The sequence below is a fragment of the Oceanimonas marisflavi genome (assembly GCF_003049725.1).
GTDB lineage: Bacteria > Pseudomonadota > Gammaproteobacteria > Enterobacterales > Aeromonadaceae > Oceanimonas > Oceanimonas marisflavi.
Map to the genome: position 1 here is coordinate 114348 of NZ_QAGM01000007.1, position 19890 is coordinate 134237.

The 19890-nt window shown below is 61.1% G+C and carries 11 protein-coding genes; 6 read left to right on the plus strand and 5 right to left on the minus strand.

What is annotated here, in order from left to right:
- The first annotated feature begins 108 nt into the window (after positions 1-108).
- The 6 genes from DA373_RS06530 (at position 109) to DA373_RS06555 (ending at position 11805) form a co-directional block, all read left to right on the plus strand.
- Positions 109-3888 (plus strand): response regulator, encoded by a 3780-nt coding sequence (locus DA373_RS06530; RefSeq protein WP_198650256.1) that lies wholly within the window; start codon positions 109-111, stop codon positions 3886-3888.
- Positions 3885-4730 (plus strand): CheR family methyltransferase, encoded by an 846-nt coding sequence (locus DA373_RS06535; protein ID WP_107851526.1) that lies wholly within the window; start codon positions 3885-3887, stop codon positions 4728-4730. Before DA373_RS06530 ends, DA373_RS06535 begins: the two co-directional genes overlap by 4 nt.
- On the plus strand, positions 4727-6751 hold the full coding sequence (locus DA373_RS06540; protein ID WP_107851527.1) for a response regulator: 2025 nt from the start codon (positions 4727-4729) through the stop codon (positions 6749-6751). Before DA373_RS06535 ends, DA373_RS06540 begins: the two co-directional genes overlap by 4 nt.
- Positions 6748-8982: a putative bifunctional diguanylate cyclase/phosphodiesterase gene (locus tag DA373_RS06545; protein WP_107851528.1), complete on the plus strand. Its 2235-nt coding sequence runs from the start codon at positions 6748-6750 to the stop codon at positions 8980-8982. Before DA373_RS06540 ends, DA373_RS06545 begins: the two co-directional genes overlap by 4 nt.
- Positions 8966-9583, plus strand: coding sequence for a chemotaxis protein CheB (locus DA373_RS06550; RefSeq protein WP_107851529.1), 618 nt, complete (start codon positions 8966-8968; stop codon positions 9581-9583). Before DA373_RS06545 ends, DA373_RS06550 begins: the two co-directional genes overlap by 17 nt.
- 77 nt (positions 9584-9660) lie before the next feature.
- Entirely contained in the window at positions 9661-11805 is a 2145-nt protein-coding gene (locus tag DA373_RS06555) for an EAL domain-containing response regulator (RefSeq protein WP_198650257.1), read from the plus strand.
- 110 nt (positions 11806-11915) lie between these two features.
- Here DA373_RS06555 and DA373_RS06560 read toward each other — a convergent pair whose 3' ends face one another.
- From DA373_RS06560 to DA373_RS06580, 5 genes are all read right to left on the minus strand, one after another.
- Positions 11916-13361: an NAD-dependent succinate-semialdehyde dehydrogenase gene (locus tag DA373_RS06560; RefSeq protein WP_107851531.1), complete on the minus strand. Its 1446-nt coding sequence runs from the start codon at positions 13359-13361 to the stop codon at positions 11916-11918.
- 161 nt (positions 13362-13522) lie between these two features.
- Positions 13523-15016 carry an alanine/glycine:cation symporter family protein gene (locus DA373_RS06565; RefSeq protein ID WP_107851532.1) on the minus strand — a complete coding sequence of 498 codons (1494 nt, stop codon included), beginning with the start codon at positions 15014-15016 and terminating at the stop codon, positions 13523-13525.
- 449 nt (positions 15017-15465) lie between these two features.
- On the minus strand, positions 15466-16218 hold the full coding sequence (locus tag DA373_RS06570) for a M15 family metallopeptidase (protein WP_107851533.1): 753 nt from the start codon (positions 16216-16218) through the stop codon (positions 15466-15468).
- Between the two features lie 95 nt (positions 16219-16313).
- Entirely contained in the window at positions 16314-18476 is a 2163-nt protein-coding gene (gene pta / locus DA373_RS06575; RefSeq protein ID WP_107851534.1) for a phosphate acetyltransferase, read from the minus strand.
- The gene (locus tag DA373_RS06580; protein WP_107851535.1) at positions 18473-19684 is read right to left on the minus strand and encodes an acetate kinase; all 1212 of its coding nucleotides are present in this window, start codon (positions 19682-19684) and stop codon (positions 18473-18475) included. Before DA373_RS06580 ends, pta begins: the two co-directional genes overlap by 4 nt.
- Between the last annotated feature and the right edge of the window lie 206 nt (positions 19685-19890).

The following is a 19890-nucleotide window of genomic DNA, read 5'->3' on the forward strand; positions in this document are numbered from 1 at the left end:
ATCATTCAGAATTTCCCTTTTCCCCAGCAGAACAGGGCGGCAGCCCCCATTGTGCAAATACGGCACACGGGGATGTGTTTATCATCAGATGACGGAAACAAAACAGCAATGACACTACGCAAAGGCTCTATCGCCTCACGTTTCTTGAAGGTGACCCTGATCAGGGCACTTTTTGGCCTGGTCGTGGTGGCGAGTGTCATGTACAGCTCCAATACCATTCTCACCGCCAATAAAGAGCTGGGTCACCACAATGCCAGCCTGCGCCATACCCTGAACACCCATGGCCTGATCCGCTCTCTGGTCATCAATTCCCAGGGCTTCATCAGCAGCGGGGACCGGCTGTTTCTGAACACCTTTTACGATCGTCATCATGAACTCAAACAGGAGCTGGAGCAGCTGCAGCAACTCTGGAGCAAACAACCGGAAAAACTGAGCCGCCTGGCCGATATCAGGGCCTTGATCGACGACTGGGTCAATCTCAAGATTGAGCCCATAATGATCGTGCAGCAGGGCCTGCATAACAACGAGCAGGCAGATTCAACCTCGCTGGGAGACATACTGCTGCTTAACAATGCCTTTCTGGAAAGCCTGAGAGACAAACTGGCGTATCTGGAAACAGAAGAAAAGCGCCAGGTCGCCGAGCAGGTGATACAGGTCAAGGAAGCGACCGAGTTTGCCCGCACGATATTCATTATCAGCACCCTGGCCCTGATTGCATCGGGCCTGCTGCTGTCACTGTTTGCCACCGCAGGCATTACCCGCCGCATGAAGCTCCTGGCCAAGGCGGCCCGGGAGCTGGAGCAGGGCCATCTGGATGTAAAGGTAGAAATAGACTCAAACGACGAAACCGGCGTACTGGCCCATACCTTCAACCAGATGGTGCGGCGCCTGCGCCATGTGCATGCGGTGGCCAGGGCCACCGCGGAGGAAGATTTCTCCAAGCAGGTAGAGGTGATGGGTGAGCAGGATAAGCTGGCCCAAGCCATCAATAAAATGTCCGGCAACCTGAAGCACCTGGCCACGGAGCGCAAGGAGCAGGACTGGCTCAAGTCCGGGCTGGCCGAGCTGCATTATCAGATGCGCCATGAACACGAACTGCAGCCCCTGACCCGGCTGATCATGAACTGGCTGGCCGGCTACCTCCAGGCCCAGGTTGGGGTGTTTTACCTGGCGGAAGGGGCCAGGCTCAAGCTGATCAGCAGCTATGCCTACAAGCAACGCCGCAATGGCGATAACGAGTTCGGTTTTGGCGAAGGCCTGATCGGCCAGGCCGCTCTGGAAAAACAGAGCATTCTCTACAGCCGGGTACCGGATCAGCAGCAGCCCCTGACCATCAACAGCGGCATGGGGGAAACCCAGCCTGCCGATGTCATGGTGCTGCCGATGATCCATGAAGACAGGGTCGAGGCCGTACTCGCCCTGGGCGTCGATCGCCACTTCAGCGACATTGAGCGGGAGTTTCTGGAGCGGGTCACCCAGAGCATCGCCATCAGCATTCACGTTACCCGCACCCAGCAGCAGCTGGTGCAACTGCTGGAAGAGTCCAAGCTGCAGGCGGAAGAGCTGCAAACCCAGCAGGAAGAGCTGAAGGCCGCCAACGAAGAGCTGGAAGAGCATGCCGACATGCTGGCCAGGTCGGAGGCGAACCTGCGTAGCAAGAGTGACGAGCTGCAGCAGCTGAACAGCGAGCTGGAAGAGCGCACCGAAGAGCTGGAGCGCCAGAAGGCCGAAACCGAGCAAAAAAGCCGTGATATCGAGCTGGCCAAGCAGGCGGTGGAGCTGCAGGCCCGGGATCTGTCCCGGGCCAGCCAGTACAAGTCCGAGTTCCTGGCCAATATGTCCCACGAGCTGCGCACCCCGCTCAACAGCCTGCTGATCCTGTCCCAGTCCCTGGCCAGCAACCGGCAAGGCAACCTCACCGAGGAGCAGCAGGAAGACGCCCGGGTGATCTACCAGGGCGGCAAGTCCCTGCTGACCCTGATCAACGACATTCTGGACCTGTCCAAGGTGGAGGCCGGCAAGCTCGATATCCATTTCGAGCCCATGGCCATCGACTCCCTGCTCAGCGCGCTGCGTGATCAGTTCAGCCCGCTCGCCAATGACAAGGGCCTGGAGCTTGTCCTGGAGCAGGACAGCGAACTGCCCGGCAGCATTTCCAGCGATCCGCAGCGGGTCGAGCAGATACTGCGCAACCTGCTGTCGAACGGCATCAAGTTTACTCATCAGGGCTCGGTCAGCCTGCGGGTACACAAGCCGGCAAACGACGTGCGTTTCCACAACCCGGACCTGAAGGCCGGCCGGGTGGTCGCCTTTGCGGTCACCGACACCGGTATCGGTATCGCCGACGACCAGCAGGAAGCGGTGTTTGAAGCCTTTCAGCAGGCGGATGGCTCCACCAGCCGCATCTACGGCGGCACCGGCCTTGGCCTGACCATCTGCCGGGAGCTGGTCCGGCTGCTGGGCGGTGAAATTCAGCTGCAGAGTGAAGCCGGCAAGGGCAGTACCTTTACCCTCTATCTGCCGCTGGAAGAGGCGTCGGCTCAGGCCATGCCCCGGGATAACAGCCAGCCGGCACGCCCGGCGCCACCGACCTCCGTTCCCCAGCCCAGGCCGGCCCGGCCCGCCGTCGCCGAGCCGGCACCGGCACCGGTAGCGCCGGCTCCCGTCGCCATGCCCGCCGGCCCGGCGGACGACAGAGACACACTGACGCCGGGAGACAAGTCGGTGCTGATCATCGAGGATGATCCGGCCTTTGCCAGAATACTGATCGAGCTGTCCCGCAAGAAGGACTATCGCTGCCTGTCGGCCCTGACCGGCAGCACCGGCCTGCAGCTGGCAGAGGAGTATCAGCCCAGCGCCATTATTCTGGATCTGGGGCTGCCCGACCTCGACGGCCGCCAGGTGCTGGAGCAGCTCAAGCACAATATCAAGACCCGCCATATTCCGGTGCATATCCTTTCGGCCGAAGACAGGAACAACGAGGTACTGCAGATGGGCGCCGTGGGCTTTCTGACCAAGCCGGTCACGGAAGAAGAAATCCATGCCCTGTTCGGCAAGATGGAGTCCCTGTTACATTACGGCGTCAAGCGGGTGCTGCTGGTGGAAGACGACAGTCATAACCGTCAGGCGGTGATCCGGCTGCTCACCAGCAAGGAAGTGGACATCTGCGCCGTCAGCACCGGCCGGGAAGCCCAGGACAAGCTCTGCAGCGGCAGCTTTGACTGCATGATCCTGGACCTGTCCCTGCCCGATATCAGCGGCTTCGAGCTGCTCGACCGGCTCAGCCAGGACGAGCAGATTTCGCTACCCCCCACCGTGGTCTACACCGGCCGTGAGCTGACCGCGGAAGAATACCGGGAGCTGAGCGAATATACCGGCAGCATTGTCATCAAGGGCGCCAGCTCACCGGAACGCCTGCTCGACGAAACCACCCTGTTCCTGCACAGCGTGGAGACCTCGCTGCCGAGCGAGCAGCGCAATATCATCCAGATGCTGCACAGCCCGGAGCAGCTGCTGCAAGGGCGCAAGGTGCTGCTGGTGGACGACGATCTGCGCAACACCTATGCCCTGTCCAAGGTGCTGCGCGAGCATGGCCTGGAAGTCGATATGGCCGACAACGGTGAGCTGGCCCTGCAGAAACTCGAGGAAGAGCCGGATATCGAGCTGGTGCTGATGGACATCATGATGCCGGTGATGGACGGCTACGAGGCCATGCGCCGCATTCGCCGGCAGGCGCGCTTCAAGTCGCTGCCGATCATTGCCCTGACCGCCAAGGCCATGCCTGAAGACAAGGCCAAAAGCATTGAGGCGGGCGCCAACGATTACTGCACCAAGCCGGTCGATGTCGACAAGCTGGTGTCCATGATGAGAGTGTGGCTGTTCAGATGAAAGAGAACCCCCAGGAGCTGGAACAGATAGAGCTGGAGCTGTTGCTGGAAGCCATTTTCCGGCGTTACGGCTATGACTTCCGCCATTACGCCCGGGCCTCGCTCAAGCGCCGGGTGGCCCAGCGCATGCAGCGGGCCGGGATTGACCGGATATCCGGGCTGATCCCTCCCCTTCTGCATGACAGGGGCTTTTTTGACCAGTTTCTGAAGGACATGTCGGTCACCGTGACCGACATGTTCCGGGATCCCGATTTTTTTGTGGCATTGCGCACTCAGGTGATCCCGGTACTGAAAACCTATCCCTTTATCAAGATCTGGCACGCCGGCTGCGCCACCGGGGAGGAGGTCTACTCCCTGGCCATTCTGCTCAAGGAAGAAGGACTCTACGACCGGGCCCAGATTTACGCCACCGATTACAACAACCATTCCCTGGCCGTGGCCCGGGAGGGTATTTATCCCCTCAAACAGATGCAGCAGTACCACGAAAACTACCTCAGGGCCGGTGGCCGGCGCTCCTTTTCCGATTACTATCACGCCAGATACGGCGCGGCCAAGATGAACGACTCACTCAGGGCCAACGTCACCTTTGCCAACCACAACCTGGCCAGCGACGGCGTGTTCGGGGAAATGCAGCTGGTGATTTGCCGCAATGTGCTGATCTATTTTGACCAGCAACTGCAGAACCGGGTGCTGACCCTGCTGCACGACAGCCTCAGCCACAGGGGCTTTCTGTGCCTGGGCAACAAGGAATCCCTGAAATTCTCGTCGGTACAGGACCGCTTCGAGGATCATGTTTACGAGCAGCGTATTTTCAAGCGGTTACCCCCGGAGTACAGGGCATGACCCGCGAGCCGGCTTCAGCCCAACCCAAAATACTGGTGGTGGACGACAGACCCGAAAACCTGCATTCAATGCAGCGGCTGCTGGCCTCGCTGCAGGCCGAGGTCATTACCGCCGACTCCGGGCACCAGGCCCTGTCGCTGCTCCTGCGCCATGACTTCGCCCTGATCCTGCTGGATGTAATGATGCCGGACATGGACGGTTTTGAAACCGCCAGCCTGATCCGGGGAAACAGCCGCAGCCGTCATGTACCCATCATCTTTGTGACCGCCGCCGATCAGGACACGGCGCGCGCAGACCGGGGCTATGATCTCGGCGCCGTCGATTACCTGTTCAAGCCCCTGCAACCCCATGTGCTGCTCAGCAAGGTACGGGTGTTTCTGCAACAGGCCAGCCAGCAGCAGCAGTTGCAGCGCAGCCTGCAGGAAGTACGCCGGCTGCAGGAGCACAACGCCCTGCTGCTGCACGCCGTGGGCGAAGGCATCATGAGCCTGGACGAAAACGGCCATATTGGCTTTGCCAACCCGGCGGCGGAGCGCCTGCTGGGCCGGGAAAGCGGACGGCTGAACGGCCTGCCGCTGACCGGACTGCTGCGGCTGAGCGAGCAACAGCCGGCCGGTGAAGACTGGCTGTCTGCGTTGCTGGAGCGACACCGGCTGAATGCCGGCACCAGCAGCTGTGATCAACACTGGTTCTGCCATGCCGACGGCCACCTGTTTCCGGTTGAATATACCCTCAGCGCCCTGCATTCCACGGAAGGACATTTCAGGGGGCTGGTGCTGGTGTTTCAGGACATCACTGAGCGCAAGGAGCGGGAAGCCCTGGAGCTGGCCAGCAAATACAAGTCCGCCTTTCTCGCCAATATCAGTCATGAACTGCGTACCCCCCTGCACAGCCTGCTGATCCTGGCCAGAAAACTGGCCGCCAACGAGGAAGGCAACCTGACCGGGGATCAGCTCAGGGCCGCCGGCGTCATCCAGCGGGAAGGCCAGGATCTGCTGCGGCTGATCAACGACATTCTGGATCTGTCCAGGGTCGAAGCCGGCAAGCTCTCCCTGCACTGGGAGCCGGTGGTCATTCACGACATGGTGAACCATCTGGAGCAGCAGTTTCAGCCCATGGCGGCAGAAAAAGGGCTCGATCTTTGCGTAACCCTGGCCCCGGATCTGCCCGCCAGCCTGTGCAGCGATCGCCAGCGACTGCAGCAAATTCTCAAAAACCTGCTGTCCAATGCGGTCAAGTTTACCCATCAGGGTCATATCGAACTGACCGTGGTTCCGGCCGACAACTGCGATGATCAGGCCGTTGCCTTTACCGTTTCGGATACCGGCATTGGCATTCCCGGCCCCCTTCAGGCAGAAATCTTCGAATCATTCCGGCAGCTGGATGGCGCCATCAACCGCCACTATGAAGGTAGCGGGCTGGGTCTTGCCATCTGCCGGGAGCTGACCCGGCTGCTGGGGGGACGTATCACCCTGCTGAGCCAGCCGGGACAGGGCAGCCACTTTTCCCTGTTTCTGCCCCTGCAGCCCTCCCGGCCCCTTGCAACGGAAGCGGCGCCGGAAGCGGATCCGGCTCCCCGCCCCGCTCCTGTTCCTCCCCCTTCCAGCACGGCGCTGCTGCCCCGCCTGGCCGAGCTGGCCCGGGGCAAGACCCTGCTGCTGGTCGACAACGACATGCGCACCAGCTTTATGCTGTCGGCCCGGCTCCGGCAGCACGGTATCAACGTCATCAAGGCAGAAAACCCTGCCACCGCCCTTGCCCGGCTGACCGGGGAAACCCGGGTGGATCTGCTGATCCTGGCGCTGACGTCCCCCTGCCAGGACGCCGGCCGGGTACTGGCGGCCCTGCCGGACGGCAGCTGTCCGGCGCTGCTGCTGACAACGCCGGAGCAGGAGCCACCGTCATTGCCGGCACTCTCCGGACTGCCCTGTCTGAGCAAACCGCTGGATATGGAGCGGTTGCTGACCACCCTGGCCGAGCTGCTGGCCCGGCAACAGCACGATAAGGAGGCGCAGCGATGATTTTCCCTCACAGCTCCAGAATACTGGTGGTGGATGACAAGCAGGAAAACCTCTACGCCATGGAGACCCTGTTACAGGAGTGCGGGGCGGAGGTGCTGCTGGCCAGCTCGGGCAACGAGGCGCTGTCACTCACCCTGCACCACGACTTTGCGCTGATCCTGATGGATGTGCAGATGCCGGAGATGGACGGCTTTGAAACCGCCAGTCTGATCCACCAGGATGAAGAGGTTCGCAAGACCCCCATTATTTTTCTGACCGCCCTTAACAGGGATGTTCGCTATATCAGCCAGGGGTACCAGTCGGGAGCCGTCGACTATCTGATCAAGCCGGTCGACAGCGACATGCTGCTGAGCAAGGTCCGGATTTTTCTGGCCCTTGATCGCTACCGGCACGAGCTGACCGCCATGAAGCGCCAGTACCAGCTGCTGCTGAACTGTGCCGGTGAGGGCATACTCGGCGTCAGCCCGTCCGGACATGTCCAGTTTGCCAATGAGGCAGCCGCCCAGATACTGGGCTACCCGGACAGCCAGCTGCGGGACCGCCATCTGCACCAGCTGCTGTACCGGCCGGAAGACGAGATTCCCTCCTGGGAGCACTCCCCCCTCTATATGGCCTATCAGGGTGACCAGCCCTACCGGGTCTATGACGGCCTGCTCTGGCGACAGGACGGCGTTCCTGTTCCCGCTGAGTACACCAGCGCCCCCCTGAAGGATGAATCCGGCCGCTTTCTCGGCGGCGTAATCGTCTTTCAGGACATCAGCCTGCGCAAGCAGACCGAGCAACGGCTGCTGGAGCTGGCCCAGTACGACCCCCTGACCGGCCTGGCCAACCGCACCCTGTTCCAGGAGTTTCTGTCGTTGTCACTCTCCCGGGCCCGGCGGCGCAAGGGCAACATGGCGGTGCTGTTGCTGGACCTGGACCATTTCAAGGACATCAACGATACCCTGGGGCACGATACCGGCGATCGGTTGCTGAAAAGCGTGGCCCAGCGGATCCAGTACAGTGTGCAGCCCGTCCGGGACGGCGAAACCGAGCAGGAGGCCCGGCTGCTGAAAAGCGTGGCCCAGCGCCTGCAGCACAACCTCAGGCGCAGCGATCTGGTGGCCCGCCTGGGCGGCGACGAGTTCGCCATCATTCTGGACGAAATCAGCCAGCCCGAAGACGCCGCCGTGGTGGCCCAGAAGGTCTTGCGCTCCCTGGCTGCGCCGCACCAGCTGGAGCAGTATCAGGTTTATGTCAGTCCCAGCATCGGTATCGCCACCTATCCGGCCTGCAGCGCCGAGAGCGAGACCCTGCTCAAGGCCGCCGACACCGCGCTCTACCAGGCCAAGGCCATGGGGCGCAACAACTATCAGTTTTACGCCCCCGACATGCACCGCACGGCCATGGAACGCATGCGCCTCGAGCAGGACTTGCGCTATGCGGTTAACGAACGGCAACTGTCCTTGCATTACCAGCCCCAGATCCACCTGGCCAGCGGGGAGCTGCTCGGTATCGAGGTATTACTGCGCTGGCAGCACCCGGAGCTCGGCATGATCCCTCCGGCCCGGTTTATTCCCATGGCGGAGCGCATCGGCATTATGGCCGGGCTGGGAGAATGGATACTGGATCAGGCCTGCGGGCAGTTCCGGGACTGGTGCCGGGCCGGCCTGCTCGATGAACCTGTGACTCTAGCGCTCAATATTTCGACCCGCCAGCTGACCCGAAGTCAGGTGCTGAGCGACATTCAGACGGTGCTGGAGCGCCACGGCCTGCCGGCACGGCGCCTCAGCCTGGAGCTGACCGAAAATGCGCTGAGGGATGAGCAGGAGTCCGTGCTCCGGGGCCTGGAGCAGCTCAGGCAACTGGGCTGTCGCATCGCGCTGGATGACTTCGGCACCGGCTACTCCTCGTTCAATCAGATCCACTGCCTGCCCATCGATACCCTCAAGCTGGCACAGCCCTTTGTCGGCCGGATAGGCCAGGATGCCAAGAATGATGCCGTGATCAAAACCATTATCGGCATGGCCCATACCCTGGACTTTGAGCTGATTGCCGAAGGAGTGGAAACCCGGGAGCAGGCAGACTTTCTGCGGGCCAATGGCTGCCACCGGGCGCAGGGCTTTTTTATTCAGCCGCCCCTCAGCAGCACCATGATGACCCGGCTGCTGCAGAACCGTTTGCCGTCCGGGAATGGCGGGCAAGGCACACCCCCAGCGGACGGAGCCGCCTCTTATGACAGCACCGTATAACTGCATTCCGCAGCAACACCAGCATCCACATGCCTGTGACGCCGTGGTGATCGGCGGCTCGGCCGGCGCCATTCAGGCGGTCACAGAGCTGCTCACCCGTCTGCCCGCAGATTTTGCCCTGCCGGTGGTGCTTGTGCTGCACCGGCTGGAAGGCAGCGGTGGTCACCTGGATCGTTATTTCGACCAGCACTGCGCCCTGCCGGTGCAGGATGCCGAGGACAAACAACCGGTGCAGGGCGGTCATGTCTACCTGGCGCCGGCCGGCTATCACCTGCTGCTGGAACAGCAGCGACAATTCAGCCTGTCGGTCGATGCCCGGATCAATCACAGCCGGCCCTCCATCGATGTGCTGTTCGACAGCGCCGTCGATGTGTATGGTGAGCGGCTGGCCGGCATTATCCTGACCGGCGCCAACACCGACGGCAGTGCCGGTCTGGCAAAACTGCAGGCCGCCGGCGGACTGGCCATCGTACAGGATCCGGACACCGCCCAGGTCGATACCATGCCCAGGGCGGCACTGAAGGCCAGCAGCACCAAGCGGGTGCTCGGACTGGATGCCATTGCCGGGCTGCTGGCCGGACTGGCCCCGGAGGCCACTTGAACATGATGTCAGCCCCAGAGAAAATAAATGAAAGGCCGGCGCACCGGCCAGCAACCCCCATAACCGAGAAACCAGCCATGACCCATGATGCACAGCGCCCGACCATACTGGTGGTGGACGACAGGATTGAGAACATCCGTTCGATGACCCGCATACTGGAAGGTGTGGATGCCGAGGTGCATCATGCCCTGTCGGGCACCGAGGCACTTTCATTGCTGCTGCGCCACCAGTTTGCCCTGATCCTGCTCGACGTCATGATGCCGGACATGGATGGTTTCGAAACCGCCGAACTGATCCGCGGCCACAAGGGCAGCCAGCATATTCCCATTATTTTCGTCACCGCCGCCGACAAGGAAGAAGCCTATGAATTCAAGGGCTATGACGTGGGTGCCGTCGACTATCTGTTCAAGCCGGTACAGCCCCAGATATTGCTGAGCAAGGTGCGTTTCTTTCTGGAGCTGGCCAAGCACAAGGCCCTGCTGGAAAACAGCCTGCTGGAGCTGAGGCAGCTGCGCGGCCACCAGGAGCTGTTACTGAAGTCCACGGCAGAGGGCATTCTCAGCCTGGATCCCGAAGGACGCATTACCTTCGCCAACCCGGCCGCCAAACGGCTGCTCGGTTACCGCAAAGAAGAGCTTATCGGCGCCCATTTTTCACAGATACAGTGTACTGATGAGCCCCCTGCTCCCTTTGAGCACAGCGAGCTTCATCTGGCCTGTAAAGCCAGGCGCAACCTGCAGGATGATCAGCAGTGGTTCCGGCGCCAGAATGGCGACCGCTTTCCGGTCGAACTCACCGCCAGCCCCATCAGCGACCAGGGGCCCGATTGTCCCGGCATGGTGCTGGTATTTCAGGACATCAGTGAACGCAAGCAGACCGAGCAGAAGCTGGCCTACCTGGCCCAGTATGATCCCCTGACCGGACTGGCCAACCGGGGCATGTTTCTCAAGCTGCTGCAGCAGGCCATCGCCCGCTCGGATCGCCATCATCATTCCCTGGCGCTGCTGTTTCTCGACCTGGACAGATTCAAGCAGGTCAACGACACCCTGGGCCATGAGGCCGGCGATCAGCTGCTGCAACAGGCCGCTCACCGGCTGCAGTCACGCATTCGGGACGGAGACACCATCAGCCGCCTGGGCGGCGACGAGTTTACCGTGATCCTGGAGGAGATCGGCGAGGACAGGGAGCCGGCCATCGTGGCCCGGAAACTGATCAATGCCCTGAGTGAGCCCTTCGTGGTTAAAGGCAACGAGGTCTTTATCGGCACCAGCGTTGGCATCGCCCTCTACCCCAGTTCGGCGGACAGCGCCCCGGCCCTGCTGAAGTGTGCCGACATGGCCATGTACCAGGCCAAGGCCAACGGCCGCAACAACTTTCAGTTTTTTACCAGCCAGATGCAGCACAAGGTCACCCAGACGCTGGATCTGGAAAACCGGCTGCGCCATGCTCTGGCTCGCGGGGAACTGTCCTTGCACTACCAGCCCCAGGTCGATATTGCCAGCGGCCGCATTATCGGGCTGGAGGCCCTGCTGCGCTGGCATCCCGAAGGACTGGATCCGGTACCACCTGATGTCTTTATCGCCATTACCGAAGAAACCGGACTGATCGTGCCCATCGGTGAATGGGTGCTGTATCAGGCCTGCAGCCAGCTGCGTCGCTGGCATCAGGCCGGGTTGTTGTCCGAAGAGGTATCCATCTCGGTCAATCTGTCGGTGCGGCAACTGGAGAACAAGTCGCTGCTGACCACACTGCGCCGCATACTTGAAGAAACCGGTATAAAGCCGTCACAGCTGGAGCTGGAGATCACCGAAAGCGCGGTGATGAAGGATCCCGACGTGGCCGTGAGCGTATTGCAGACCATCAACCAGATGGGCATTCAGGTATCGCTGGACGATTTCGGCACCGGTTATTCTTCGCTCAGTTACCTGAAAATGCTGCCCCTGGATGTGCTCAAGATTGACCGTTCCTTTGTTCAGGACATTGGCGGAGATCCCAGCCACGAGGCCATATTGCAGGCCATAGTGGCGCTGTCGAAAAACCTTAACCTCAGGGTGGTGGCCGAGGGCGTGGAAACCGAAGCCCAGCTCGCTTTTCTGCGCCAGCTGCACTGCCATTCCATTCAGGGCTATTTTATCAGTCGTCCGAAACCGGCCGGGGAGATTGAATCCCTGCTGCGTGCCGCCGAGAATGGCCGGCTGCTCGAACTGTCGGCTGTGCCGTAGGGTGCGAATGAGCAACGCGAATTCCACCATGCCACAGCCGGCTTCATGCTGCGATTCGCTGCGCTCATCGGCAACCTACGTACTGCTCCCGCCTTCGCGGGAGCGACGAGTCAGATTACATTCCCCAGGTTGACGTACTTGGTTTCCATAAACTCATCCAGACCTATCTGGCTGCCTTCCCGGCCCAGGCCCGATTCCTTGACGCCACCAAAAGGCGCCACCTCGTTGGAAATCATGCCCTCGTTCACACCCACCATGCCCGACTCCAGCGCTTCCGATACGCGGAATACCCGGTTCAGATCCTGCGTGTAGAAATAGGCGGCCAGGCCAAAGGGAGTGTTGTTGGCCCGCTTGATAACCTCATCTTCATCGCTGAACCTGAAGCAGGCCGCCACCGGACCAAAGGTTTCTTCCTGCGCCAGCAGCATATTTTCACTGGCGTCGGCGATCACCGTGGGCTGGTAGAAGGTGCCGCCCAGTGCGTGTTGAGCACCGCCGCACACCAGCCGGCCGCCTTTTTCCAGCGCATCGGCCACGTGCTCTTCCACCTTGTCGAGGGCTGCTTGCGTGATCAGCGGTCCCTGCTGGGCGCCGTCCACCCGGCCTTCCGCCACCTTGAGCGCCCCGGCGGCTTCAGCCAGGCGAGCCACAAACCGGTCGTAAATGCCGTCCTGCACATAAAAACGGTTGACGCACACGCAGGTCTGGCCGGTATTGCGGAACTTGGAGGTCATGGCGCCGGTCACGGCGGCGTCGAGATCGGCATCGTCAAACACGATAAAGGGCGCATTGCCGCCCAGCTCCAGCGACAGCTTTTTCACCGTGCCGGCGGCCTGGGCCATGAGCTTTTTGCCAATGCCGGTAGAGCCGGTAAAGGACAGCTTGCGCACCAGTGAGCTTTGCATCAGCGCTTCACCGATGGGGCCGGAGTCGCCGGACACCAGGTTAAGCACACCGGCAGGCAACCCGGCCCGCTCCGCCAGCACCGCCAGGGCGTTGGCACACAGGGGAGTGACACTTGAAGCCTTGACCACGGCGGTACAGCCGGCGGCAATGGCCGGGCCCACCTTGCGGGTGATCATGGCCATGGGAAAGTTCCAGGGAGTGATGGCCGCCACCACGCCCACCGGCTGCTTGATCACCCACAACCGGTTTTCCCGTTTGGGGCTGGGGATGGTATCGCCACAGGCGCGTTTGGCTTCTTCTCCGAACCACTCCAGAAAGCTGGCGGCATAAGCCACCTCGCCTTTTGCTTCGGCCAGGGGCTTGCCCTGCTCCAGCACCATCAGCTCCGCCAGCTCGTCCTGGTGCTCCAGCATCAGATCGCTCCAGCGGTGCAGTACGGCGGTGCGCTCCTTGGGCGTGGTATGACGCCATTGCTCAAAGGCGGAGGCAGCGGCATCAATGGCCTGTCCGGTCTCGGCGCCGCCGCAACGGGAAACACGCGCCAGCACATCGCCTGTGGCCGGGTTCAGAACTTCGTAGTGATCCTCAGTATCCTGCCACTGGCCGTTGCAGTACCAGCCGGTTTGCCACAGTGCATTGCTGCTGTCCATTCTCGCTCTCCTTGTGAATTATTGATGTTCGCGCAATGGGGGCTTCAGCCCGAGTATACGCACAAGCCGCCCTGTCGCTCTGGGACCAGTGTCGGCTTTTGGTGCTGCCAGTACGAAAAAAAGGCCGGAACAGAGTCCGGCCTTGCTTTCATGGGGTTGTATCAGGAGCGCTCGGCCTGAGTACCGGCAGGAGCCGCATTATCGCTTTGCTCTACCCGGGACGGCTTGCCCTTCACCCAGTGATCGGCGTTCTTGATGCCGAGTTTTACCGGATCAAAGGTGGGGTCCAGCCCCTGCGCCTTTTGCGCTTCGTAGTCTTTCAGCGCAATCAGCGCCGGCTTTTGCAGCAGCAGAATGGCAATGATGTTGAGCCAGGCCATCAGGCCCACGCCGATATCGCCCAGACCCCAGGCCAGGCCGGCGGTCTTGACCGAGCCATAGACCACGGAGGCCATCAGCACCAGTTTGAGGGCAAACATCAGCCAGGGGCGATGTACCTTGCGGTTGATATAGGCGATGTTGGTTTCGGCGATGTAGTAGTAGGCCAGAATGGTGGTAAAGGCGAAGAAGAACAGCGCCACCGCCACAAAGATACCGCCAAAGCCGGGCATCACCGACTCGACCGCCGCCTGGGTGTAACCGGGGCCGGCTTCCACGCCGGGCAGGTTCTCAACGATGGCCTCACCGGCCTTGCCCATGACGTTGTAGGCGCCGGTGATGATGATCATGAAGGCGGTGGCAGTACACACAAACAGGGTGTCGATATAGACAGAAAAGCTCTGCACCAGCCCCTGCTTGGCGGGGTGCGACACTTCGGCGGCGGCGGCGGCATGGGGACCTGTGCCCTGGCCGGCTTCGTTGGAGTAGATGCCGCGTTTCACGCCCCATTCAATGGCCAGGCCCAGAATGGCACCGAAACCCGCCTTCATGCCAAAGGCGCTGCCCACAATCAGGCTGACCACTTCCGGGATCTGGCCAATATTGAGCACCAGGATCACAAAGGCCACCAGAATGTAGCCCAGTGCCATAAAGGGCACCACGATCTGGGTGAAGTGGGCAATACGCTTGACGCCACCAAAGATGATAAGGCCCAGCAGGATCACCACGGCGGCCGCAGAGACGGTAGTGGGAATGCCAAAGGCATGCTCAATGCCGGAGGCAATACTGTTGGCCTGCACGCCCGGCAGCAGCATGCCACAAGCCAGCACGGTAGAGATGGCAAACACCCAGGCATACCATTTGATGCCCAGGCCTTTCTCGATGTAGAAGGCCGGACCGCCCCGGTACAGGCCGTTGTCGTCCTTTTCCTTGTAGATCTGCGCCAGGGCGGACTCCACAAAGGCGGTACCCGAGCCCAGAAAGGCCACTACCCACATCCAGAATACGGCGCCCGGACCACCAAAGGTGATGGCGGTGGCCACCCCGGCGATGTTACCGGTACCTACCCGGCCCGAGAGGGACAGGGCCAGTGCCTGAAAGGAACTGATGCCGGCAGCGGAGCTGCCGCCCTGAAACATCAGCCTGACCATTTCCTTGATATGGCGAAGTTGCAAAAAGCGGGTGCGAAGGGAGAAATACAGACCTACACCCAGACACAGATAGATAAGGGGCAGGCTCCAGATATAGCCGTTAATGGCATTAACCAGTTCGTTCATGATTACATCCTTTGTTGAACGTTGGACAGCCGTCTTGTGACGGTACATTGTCCTATATCACTTATTGCCGACATTCCCATCTTCTGCAGAAAGCGGCAAGTGCGGGCAAATTACTCCGCAATGAATCTGATAACAAGTGGTTAACACCATCAGAGATTTTTATCCGCTCACCACTCACCATTTACATAAAAAATGAAAAAGCCGGATCGGCCGACCTGCTGTTGTTTAAGAGCTGGTTTAAATCTCTTGTTTTATAAAAAGTTAGCTGACCTTCGCCGTTGGAAAGTAACAGTAGAAACCAATGATTCCGGTGCCGCCAAAAGGGGTTTGGCGTCATCAAAAAAAACGATAATTGCAGTGCAGGTCACACTTTTTAAGGCAGAAAATAGCGCGGGCTGGCACCGGCCCCAGCAGCTGTACAGCGGCCGGCAAAAACGAAAAAGCGGTGCTCAGCCGGAAGCCACCTGAGCCCGCCAACGCTCGGCCAGGCTCTGTTGCTGGGCTACCCCAAACAGCGCCTGAGGCGCTTTGCTGTACCAGGCCCAGCTCTGGTTGCCGTAATCATAATGCCACCACTCGCTGGGCAGATTGGTGAATCCGGCCCGGATCATGCAGCTGTGCAGCAGCCGGCGGTTTTCGATGATCTCGGCTTCCTCGGCTCCGGGCCTGACCACCGCCTCAAAGGCGGCGGTGTACGACCAGGGGCTGATATCATCAAAACCGGTGCCCATGTTGAGCAGCTGGCCCGCCCCGTCACACAGGCACACATCCACCGCACCGCCGGTCAGGTGCGGGCTGGGCGCGGTTTCATTCTGGCTTGGCGGCGCCACAAAATGCCGGGCGCGGGTCTGCAGGCTGTGCTCGTCTTCACCGGGAAACTGCCGGCTCAGGGCATCCACCAGGGTGTCGTACAGATACTGCTGTACCCGGTACGGCCGCCAGCCGTCCAGCACCACCAGCTCGACCCCGGCAGGCAGCAACATGGCCGCCTGTTGCAGCCGGCTCAGCACCGAGCGGCGCACATAGCATTCGGTGAGCGCACCGGGCACGCCCAGATGAAAGTAGGCGGGATAGACCCTGAGCGGCGAAGGCACCAGCCCCAGGGGCACAAGGGGGTCGCCGTTATCAACAATGGGAATTTCCTGCAACTGGCGCCAGTCCGGCTCGGGCAGGCTCTGCAAAGGCTGGGAAAGAAAGTTCATGGCGTTGACTCAAGGACAAAAGAGCCCTCAGCGTCGCCAATCACAAGCGGCTTTGCAAGCACGCCGGCGGTGCTGACCGCCGGCGAGGTTTGCAATCAGGCGGTGCCGTTCTGCTGACCGGCCTGAATGGCGGTAAGGGCGATGGTGTAGACAATGTCGTCCACCAGAGCGCCCCGGGACAGATCGTTTACCGGCTTGCGCATGCCCTGCAGCATGGGGCCGATGGACACCAGCTGGGCTGAACGCTGCACCGCCTTGTAGGTGGTGTTGCCGGTGTTCAGATCCGGGAAGATGAACACGGTCGCCTTGCCCGCCACCGGGGAATTGGGCGCCTTGGACTTGGCCACGTTTTCCATGATGGCGGCGTCGTATTGCAGCGGACCGTCGATCACCAGATCCGGACGTTTTTCCTGGGCAATGCGGGTGGCTTCACGCACCTTCTCCACGTCGGCGCCGGAGCCCGAGGTGCCGGTGGAATAGGAGATCATCGCAACGCGGGGCTCAATACCAAAGGCCCGGGCCGACTCCGCCGACTGAATGGCGATCTCCGCCAGCTGCTCGGCACTGGGATCCGGATTGATGGCACAGTCGCCGTACACCAGCACCTGATCCGGCAACAGCATAAAGAACACCGAGGACACCAGCGAGCTGCCCGGGGCCGTCTTGATGATCTGCAGCGGCGGCCGAATGGTGTTGGCGGTGGTGTTGACCGCCCCCGATACCAGGCCGTCCACCTCGTCCCGCTCCAGCATCATGGTGCCCAGCACCACGTTGTCCTGCAGCTGTTCTTTGGCCACCACCTCGGTAATGCCCTTGGCCTTGCGCAGCTCCACCAGCCGCTCTACGTAGTTGTCACGTACCTCGAGCGGATCCACGATATCGACCTTTTCATCCAGCACCACGCCCTGCTGGGCGGCAATGCGCAGGATGGCGTCGTGGCTGCCCAGCAGTACCGGCCGGGCAATGCCCCGTTCGGCACAGATGGCGGCGGCCTTGATGGTGCGCGGCTCTTCTCCTTCCGGCAGCACAATACGCTTGGCGGCCCGGCGCGCCAGCTCGGTCAGCTGGTAACGGAACGCCGGCGGACTGAGCCGGCGGCTGCGGGCCGACTTGGCCGACAACGACTCGATCCAGTGCTTGTCGATATGACCGGCCACGTAATCCTGCACCGCTTCAATGCGGCCGGCATCGTCTACCGGGATCTCCAGATTAAAGTGCTGCAGGCTCACCGCCGTCTGCCAGGTGTTGGTGTTTACCATCAGAATGGGCAGGCCGGTTTCGGTGGCGCGCTGGCACAGGTCCATGATCTGGGGCTCGGGGTGATAGCTGCCGGTCAGCAACAGGGCGCCGATCTTGACGCCGTTCATGGCCGCCAGACACACGGAGACGATGACGTCGGAACGGTCTCCCGAGGCCACCAGCAGGCTGCCGGGCTTGAAGTGCTGCACCATGTTGTGCAGCGCCCGGGCGCAGAAGGTCACGCTTTGCAGCCGGCGGGTGTGCAGCCCGCCCTCGTTGATGATGGTGGCATTGAGATGACGGGCCAGATCCACCGCCCGGGGCGCCACCAGCTGGGTGTTCCAGGGAATGCAGCCGAGAATGCGCAGCGGGGTCTTGCCAAATACCTGCAGCACTTCCAGGTTGGCGGTGACGTGCTCGCCCTTGTAGCCGGGGTTGAACATTTCGGTGAGATCGGGCCGGGTATTGCCCTGCTCGTCCACCGGGGCGCCGACCTTGTTGATAATGCAGCCCACAATGCGCTTGTTGAGCACACCGCCGAAGTTGGCGCAGGCCAGCTCCAGGCGCTCTTTCAGGTACTGGCTGCTGTCGCTGCCGGGCTGGGCGATAAACACCATGTCGGCGTCCAGCGCCTTGGCGATGTCGTAGTTGATGCGGTTGGCAAAGGGCTGCTTGTCGGTGGGGATCAGACCTTCCACCACCACCACTTCGGCGCCGCTCTCGGTGACATGCTTTTCAAACCGGGCGACGATCTCCTCCAGCAGCACATCCAGGTTGCCCGCCGAGATCATGCTCTCGGCATAGCTGAGGGCAAAGGGCTCCGGTGGCGTCAGGTTGGTGCCGTTGGCCATCACGGCAGTGGAGTGATCCTGAACCTTGCGGCGGGTGCGGGGCTGGGACACCGGCTTGAAAAAGCTGACGTTAACCCCGTTGCGCTCCATGGCGCGCACCATGCCAAGGCTTACCGAGGTGGCGCCCACACCGCTGCTGACGGGCACCAGCATAATGGTTCTGGTCATTGGCTTTCCTCTTGTTGTGACAGGGTTAACGCATCCTGGGCGATCACCCATTCTTCGTTGGTGGGCAGCACCCACACCGGCAGGCTGCCGGCCTGGCTGATGCAGCCGGACTGGCCAAACCGGGCGGCCTGGTTGGCGGCGTCGTCCACCTGCACGCCCAGCAGCGCGAGTCTGGACAGGGTCAGCTCGCGAACCAGCGAGGAGTTTTCACCAATGCCGCCGGTAAAGACGATGGCATCGAGCCGGCCGTCCAGAGCACAGGTATAGCCGGCAATATACTTGGCCAGGCGATAGGCGAAGATGTCGAGGGCCCGTTTCGCTTCGGGCCGTTCGGCATAGTTGTCTTCGGCAAAGCGGCAGTCGCTGCTTTGCTCGGTCAGGCCGAGCAGTCCCGACTCCTTGGTGAGCAGGGTATTGATGCGCTCGACGCTGTAGCCCAGGGCATCGTGCAGGTGGAAAATAATGGCCGGATCGATGTCACCGCTGCGGGTGCCCATTACCAGGCCTTCCAGCGGGGTCAGGCCCATGGAGGTGTCCACCGACTGGCCGTTTTTCACCGCACACACAGACGCACCGTTGCCCAGATGACAGCTGATGATATTGAGCTCGTTGACCGGCTTGTTCAGCACCCGGGCGGTTTCCTGGGTAATGAAATAGTGGCTGGTGCCGTGCATGCCATAGCGGCGAATGCCGTGCTCCCGGTACAGGGAGTGGGGAATGGCATACAGGTAGGCCTGCTCGGGCATGGTCTGGTGAAAGGCGGTGTCAAACACCGCCACCTGGGGCAGTGCAGGAAAGGCGTTGCGGGCCGAGGCGATGCCCACCAGATGCGCCGGGTTATGCAGCGGCGCCAGACTGGCGCAATCTTCAATGCCCTGGATCACCTCGTCGTCGATCAGCACCGAGCGGGTAAAACGCTCACCGCCGTGCACCACCCGGTGGCCCACAGCCACCAGCCCCTGAAGCAGCTCAGGATGAGGTTTGAGCAATTGCTCCACAATGAAGTCCAGGGCTTGCTGGTGGGCGGCTCCCGCCCCCAGGGCGGCTTCGGCCTTGTTGCCATTCAGCTTCCATTTGATGCGTGCATCGGCAAGATAAAAGCATTCTGCCAGGCCGGACAGCTTCTCACTGCCGCTTTCGGCGTCCAGAATGGCGAACTTGAGCGAGGAGCTGCCGCAGTTCAGCACCAGGACCAGATCGTTACTCATTGAAGATCCTTTCTTTCGGATTTGCGAAAAGTTACTTGCTCGCCGAACTTACGAGCAATAAATATCACTTTAACTCTATCCTTGAGAAAGGCGCCTTACCAAAGGGCAGTGTGGCCGGAATCGTCCATAACACGACCGGCATTTCGGCCGGCCATCAGGGTGACAGATATTACCTGTTTGTCTGTGGTAAAATAACAGTCAGCCGA

Excerpts from the sequence above, each read along its gene's own strand:
- DA373_RS06555 (WP_198650257.1), top strand. The coding sequence starts at position 9,661 with ATGACCCATGATGCACAGCGCCCGACCATACTGGTGGTGGACGACAGG.
- pta (WP_107851534.1), bottom strand. The coding sequence starts at position 18,476 with ATGACCAGAACCATTATGCTGGTGCCCGTCAGCAGCGGTGTGGGCGCC.
- DA373_RS06530 (WP_198650256.1), top strand. The coding sequence starts at position 109 with ATGACACTACGCAAAGGCTCTATCGCCTCACGTTTCTTGAAGGTGACC.
- DA373_RS06565 (WP_107851532.1), bottom strand. The coding sequence starts at position 15,016 with ATGAACGAACTGGTTAATGCCATTAACGGCTATATCTGGAGCCTGCCC.
- DA373_RS06570 (WP_107851533.1), bottom strand. The coding sequence starts at position 16,218 with ATGAACTTTCTTTCCCAGCCTTTGCAGAGCCTGCCCGAGCCGGACTGG.
- DA373_RS06540 (WP_107851527.1), top strand. The coding sequence starts at position 4,727 with ATGACCCGCGAGCCGGCTTCAGCCCAACCCAAAATACTGGTGGTGGAC.
- DA373_RS06545 (WP_107851528.1), top strand. The coding sequence starts at position 6,748 with ATGATTTTCCCTCACAGCTCCAGAATACTGGTGGTGGATGACAAGCAG.
- DA373_RS06560 (WP_107851531.1), bottom strand. The coding sequence starts at position 13,361 with ATGGACAGCAGCAATGCACTGTGGCAAACCGGCTGGTACTGCAACGGC.
- DA373_RS06580 (WP_107851535.1), bottom strand. The coding sequence starts at position 19,684 with ATGAGTAACGATCTGGTCCTGGTGCTGAACTGCGGCAGCTCCTCGCTC.
- DA373_RS06535 (WP_107851526.1), top strand. The coding sequence starts at position 3,885 with ATGAAAGAGAACCCCCAGGAGCTGGAACAGATAGAGCTGGAGCTGTTG.
- DA373_RS06550 (WP_107851529.1), top strand. The coding sequence starts at position 8,966 with ATGACAGCACCGTATAACTGCATTCCGCAGCAACACCAGCATCCACAT.